Origin of the sequence: Putridiphycobacter roseus, from assembly GCF_003234935.1 — a bacterium.
Classification (GTDB): Bacteria; Bacteroidota; Bacteroidia; order Flavobacteriales_D; family Crocinitomicaceae; genus Putridiphycobacter; species Putridiphycobacter roseus.
Window position 1 is genome coordinate 1 of the sequence record NZ_QKSB01000026.1, and the last position, 5,748, is coordinate 5,748.

A 5,748-nucleotide genomic window follows, 5' to 3' on the forward strand; every position below is an offset into this window, starting at 1 on the left:
TATTCTTAGCTAAATTCTGTATAAAATCGATATTTCTTCTAATGTAATTTAGCATACTTTATGAAACACAACGTTTGTGTAAAATTTCGTTGTTGCTAAGGTACTTAGCAATTATGAATTTTACATTTTGTTGTTTGCCGTTTTCTTTTTTTTGCGTTGGCGAGAAAGCTCTTTGCAACCGCAGGAACGAGGATTGCAATGTGCTTGAACTTGCGCTGGCTATTTTTCAACTATAATTTCACGTATTAAATTTTCTATTTTTTTATTACTGAATTGCTTTCTAAATTTAATCTTAATTGTATCGCCAAAGAACTTTTCTGCGTGTCTTATTTTCTGTTTTTCCTCATTCCTCAAACTTTCTTCTGCTGTGTTTTTTGTTTCTACAACAAAGTATAGTTTTTTCGATTTGTCTTCATAATTCAAAACATAAGCAAAATCAGGCGAATAACTTTTTCCGCCAGCAACAGGAATCTTTATTGAGTTTTTTGGGATTTTAGAGAAAACAACTACTTCTTTCAAGTTTTGTTCAATATTCTGTTTTTCTAATTCAGAATCGTAAAATAATTCATCAAGTAAATAAGTGTCGGCAACATTATTCTCGGAATACATAACTCCAACATCAGAAGCAGAAATTTCATTTAAAACATTTCCTTTTTCGTCTGTAAATTTGGTTGGATGAATTTCATTGCTCACTTTTTGATATTCAATTCCAAATTTATCTATTGCGTTGTACATTAGATAATTCTCAAATTTTTGCTTAATAATGCGGACTGTGGCAATATTTAGAAATTTGTTTATGTCGATATTAGAATCAATAAATGAACTGTTTAAAGTCTTTATATTGATATTTAGTGTTTTTGCTAACTCCTTCAAGAAACTACTGTACTTCATTGTGGAAATTGGCGTTATTTCATTTCCATAAATTTCTTGTTCTTCTTTAACTCCAGCAATGTTATCAGTTATTTCTATTTGTGCTGTTCTTTCTTTTATGCCTTCAATGGTAAAATTACTGTTTTGCTCATTCAAGAAATTAACAAAAAGTGATTTGAATTTGTCTTCTTTTTCAAACTTGTATTCTAAAATTACCTTTTCATTTAATTTTTCCCAAAGCTCTTTTAATTCGCTGTATTTTTCTGTTCGAATACTAACTTGCTTTTTCTTATCAGTAGATTTTCTAACTTTATTAGAGCCAACACCTTCAAATATTTTAGGGTAGTTATGTTTTATAAAATCAAATCCACCTTCTTTGAATTTATTAGACCTTGTTACAACATTATTATCGTCTAATATTTCAAATAAATCATCTTCTGTGGTTTCGTATAATTCACAGATTTTCTTAACGATATCGTCTGTTAATTTTTCAGGAATAACCTCCATTGAAATTGCACCAGATTTCTCGTTTATTTCATTTACTAATTTATCTACAAAATCACTTTCTGTAAAATCCACAAAGTAATTAAGATAAAACTGTTCGTCTTTTACTCGGTTACCGTATTCATTTACAGGAAGTCTTAAACCTCTACCAACTTCTTGCAGTTTAGAAATATCGCTACCACTACTTCTTAATTTACAAATTTGAAAAACATTAGGATTATCCCATCCTTCTCGTAAAGTCCATTTCGAAAAAATAAAACGTCTTGGATTATCCAAATCAAGCATTGCTTGTTTGTCGTGCAATATTTCGTTTATTTCTTTTTCAATCGCTTCATCTTTCTCTGAATTATCCTTTGAAAAATAACCTGCATGTGTAAGACTTATATCTTCCAGAGTTTTTTCAAGATACGCTTTGTAAAACGTATTCTTTTCGGTTTTAAGTAAAGTTTCTACTTCTGCTTTTATTAAACTTTCAATCGTGGTTCTTAAATAACCATCTTCATTTCTGTATTCATCAATGTTATCAATAAAGAATAGTGTAATAGGTTTAATTTTTACAGGTCGCGTAAGTAATTGTTTTTCATTATCAAAGTGGCTTTTTATTGCTTTTTGAATCATTATTTCTTGCAGTTTTTCTGCATAAGAATAAGGGTTTAATTTATCACCTTTTGATAATTCAATTCCATTAGATAAAACAACTATACTTTTATTTAAACTCTCTACATACAAATCTTCCATTGCTGGATGTACTCTTTGTAAACTTTCTTTTTTAGTAAGTTTAAATGTCTTTTTGCTTTTGTCTTCTAACAATTCAAATGTGGCTTCTTTACCATCAGTATTATTGAGTTTTACAATAGCATTCTTTCCGCTTTCAAACTCTGTAATATGACCTATTACGCCTTTTACTAGATTACGATTGAAAGAATCGACAGCGGTTAATGTGTAAACTAAATTTTCATATTCTTTAAATGTTGCGCCATAACGCAATATAAATTGCGGTTTCATTTTTTGAATATTCTCCCAAGTTTTATTGGCTTTTGAAAACTTATGAGGTTCATCAATAATTAGAAAAGGTTTGACAGCAGAAATTGCTTTAAAAGGAATTGTATGTTTATCAAATATTCCTTTATCAAAACTCTTTTGCATTGTTTCAGAGTTTATCATTCCTGCATTGATCACCATTACTTGAATGCTGTTTTTTTCGTAAACGCCTGCGTTTACAAAACTATTTACAGCCGGTGGCATATATGATTTTTTATTTTTACCACCTTTTTTACTTTCTACAATATGTAATTTAATGGTTTTGCCGTATTGCTCTTTAAAATGTGCTCTTGCACTATCACTTTTTAAAAAATCTACTGTTCCTGCTTTAATAGAAAGTGTAGGGACAATGACAATAAATTTGAAAAGACCGTAATTTTTATTGAGTTCAAAAATGGTTTTGGTGTAAGTATAGGTTTTTCCTGTTCCTGTTTCCATCATAATATCTATGATGTTACTGTTAAGGTTTACCTTTCCTTCAATATTATTTACTTTTTGTAATTCTATAATGTTTTTAGGATAGGTATTATTACCATCATAAATATTTAAGATAGGATTAAGAAATTGTTTGTCAACTCCTTTTGCTTTTTCTATTTCTAAATTATCAAACACTTTAACCGTACTTTTTACCGCTTGTGTTTGATGCTGTAGATTTTTTTCAAAATTAAATCCTTTCATATTAGTAGCGTGTTATAAAGTCAATATCAATACTTTTTTTATTAGTATAAGACTTAATGTTTTCGCTTATTTCACGCAAATTTTTACTCTCAAAATGATAACCAAATGCAATGATGGTAGTTGGATTAAAACTTTTATCGCTATCTATTTTTTCTAATAATGCTTTCAAGTTTTCGGTTGTAAAACCTTTATCCATTAAGTATAATTTCTCATTACTGTAATGTGCTGTATAGCCATTTAAATCAGTTTCTTGTATAGATTCAGTAAGTGAAATACCATCATAGGTTTTCCAAGTTGCCAATAGTGCCTTTATGTCTTCTTTGGTTAGTATGTTTTCGTCAAATAAACTTATTTGTTTTTCAAGTTCTTCTGATTCAAAATTATAATTTTCCCAAATCGGCATTGTTTCAAATACTTTGAATCCTAAATCTTGTTTGGTTAAGTCTTTCTCTTTATTTTCTTCTTGAATTTTTTTACTCGCTCTTATCAACCTTTCTTTTGTAATGTCAAAAATGGTAGGTGTTTCTATGTTTAATTTGTTTTTCACAAAATCGTAAGCAGCTTTATTTTTCTTGTTATCAATTAATTCTGGTAGTTGTGCTAAAATAAATTTTCTTTTCCCTCCATCTTCTGCATTAAGTTGCATTACAGCATCTCCTGTAGTTCCCGAACCTGCAAAGAAATCAAGGACAGTATCAGATTCCCCATTTACGTATGAACTTATTAAAACACGTAATAATTTAGTTGGTTTAGGGTACGAGAAATAACTTTTATTATCGAAAAGTCCTTCAAGTTCAATTCCGCCATCACTTTTAAAAGATAAAATAGACCTCAATAGAAACATGTTGACATCATCTAAAAATGTTACCGAACTTGGTTGTGTGTTTTCGTCCGAAGCAAACCAAATTTTACCACACAAAATACTTCCGTCATGTAGTTTTTTGATTTCTTTGTATTTACCGTTAACTCGCAAGGAGGCTTTGTTAAATGTATCTTCTTTCCATCTCCACCCTCTGTCAGGTATATTAACAGGTTTTTTCGTTATTGGGTGTTTAACTTCATATGTTGGACCGAATGTATCGGCATTTGGCCAACTCATGTTAATTTTACCCCACAATCTATAATCTTCGCTTAAAGAATTATATAAAGTTATACCCCTATCATATGCATTTTTCTTATACAGTTTTTTAATTAACTTTTCAGACTCTGGAAGAGAAATTTTATTCTTTTTTAGTTTTTCAACTATTTCATAAATATCATCTAGTCCATCTTTGCGCATTGTAAAAAGAGGTTTTAACTCACTATTTTTGACATAAACTAGAATGTATTCATGAATATTTCCTACCCCTTTATCATTTTTTGGAATTCTCTTGTTCCAGCATATGCACTCAATAAAATTTTCCTCACCAAATATTTCATCTAACAAAAGTCTTAGCTGTGTTAATTCGTTTTCATCAATAGAAATGAAAATTACACCATCTTCTTTCAGCAATTGTTTGGCAATGTAAAGTCTTGGGTACATAAAAGTTAACCAAGCCGAGTGGGAGTTGCTTTTACTTTGAGTAAAGTCTAAAATGCGTTTGGCACGTTCTTCATTAATGCCTGCTAATTCTTGTAATTCTTCTATAGTAAATGTTCTATCGTCTGCATATACAAAACCATCACTACCTGTGTTGTAAGGTGGATCAATATATATCATTTTTATTTTCTCATAATAGGCATTTGATAAGTGCTTTAGCACTTCTAAATTATCGCCCTTTATAAGTAAGTTTTCAGAGTTTTCATTTTCTTCTTTTTGGTTAAAAGTTTCATCTTCTTTTAATAGCGTGGTGGTTTCGTCTGTTGCCAATAAACGAGCGTAAGATTTACCCAACCAATCCATTCCATAGCTTTCTTTTGAAAAGTTGATTTCGTTTTTTGAAAGTTGGGTTTTGAATTTCTCAAAGTCAAATGCTCCGTTTTTGTCAAAACAGTTTGGGAATTTTTGTTTAAGGAATTCTAAATCTTTGTTTGGTGGTTGTATGTTGCCTGTTATTATTTGTTCTTTACTCATCTTATTTCCCTTTATTAATTTTAACCTCGAGTGTAGTCGAAGGGGCACTATCCACTAACAAGTCCTTTGCGTTTACTTGTAGTATTCCTGCTATTTTGTATAAGTCTTCTAAACTCGGTTGTCTTTTGTTTCTTGCATATTCATTAATGGTCGGATAACTTTTGTCCATTTTTTCTGCAAGCCAAGTCTGACTAATTCCTTTGTCCTTTAGAATTTCCTTTATTCGGTTCATTTGAAACCTTTTTATAATTCGGCAGAAAGATAGTAAAAGTCATTGAATTATAATCAATATATTCATTGTGTTCCCAGAAGTAGTGTTGGGTAAAAAAAACAATGTGTGCCTTTTTCGGCACTCTTTGTTTTGTGCGGTCGGCTTTTCCCTATGGCATACAACGCTCGGCTATATTTCTGTTTGCATTACCTTGCACAAAGTAACTTGATAACCGCCAAGGCATTGTTTAGGCTAAATTAATTATTTTAGACTATCTAAACCATGTTTTGGCGCTATTTTATTAATTACCACTGCTTTTAATTGGTAAATGCAAATTGAATATAGGTATTGTTAACTACTGCTTTCTTTTTTTAATACTGTCGTTGCGGTC

Annotated in this window: 3 protein-coding genes; all 3 read right to left on the reverse strand. The window is 30.3% G+C overall.

What is annotated here, in order from left to right; translation table 11 throughout:
- Positions 1 to 219 precede the first annotated feature (219 nt).
- From DNU06_RS17110 to DNU06_RS17120, 3 genes are read right to left on the reverse strand one after another with little or no spacing between them, the layout of a single operon-like run.
- Positions 220 to 3,093, reverse strand: coding sequence for a type III restriction-modification system endonuclease (locus DNU06_RS17110; protein WP_111064729.1), 2,874 nt, complete (start codon positions 3,091 to 3,093; stop codon positions 220 to 222).
- Between the two features lies 1 nt (position 3,094).
- On the reverse strand, positions 3,095 to 5,146 hold the full coding sequence (locus DNU06_RS17115; protein WP_111064730.1) for a site-specific DNA-methyltransferase: 2,052 nt from the start codon (positions 5,144 to 5,146) through the stop codon (positions 3,095 to 3,097).
- A 1-nt stretch (position 5,147) separates the two neighbouring features.
- Positions 5,148 to 5,378 carry a helix-turn-helix domain-containing protein gene (locus DNU06_RS17120; protein WP_111064731.1) on the reverse strand — a complete coding sequence of 77 codons (231 nt, stop codon included), beginning with the start codon at positions 5,376 to 5,378 and terminating at the stop codon, positions 5,148 to 5,150.
- Positions 5,379 to 5,748 lie beyond the last annotated feature (370 nt).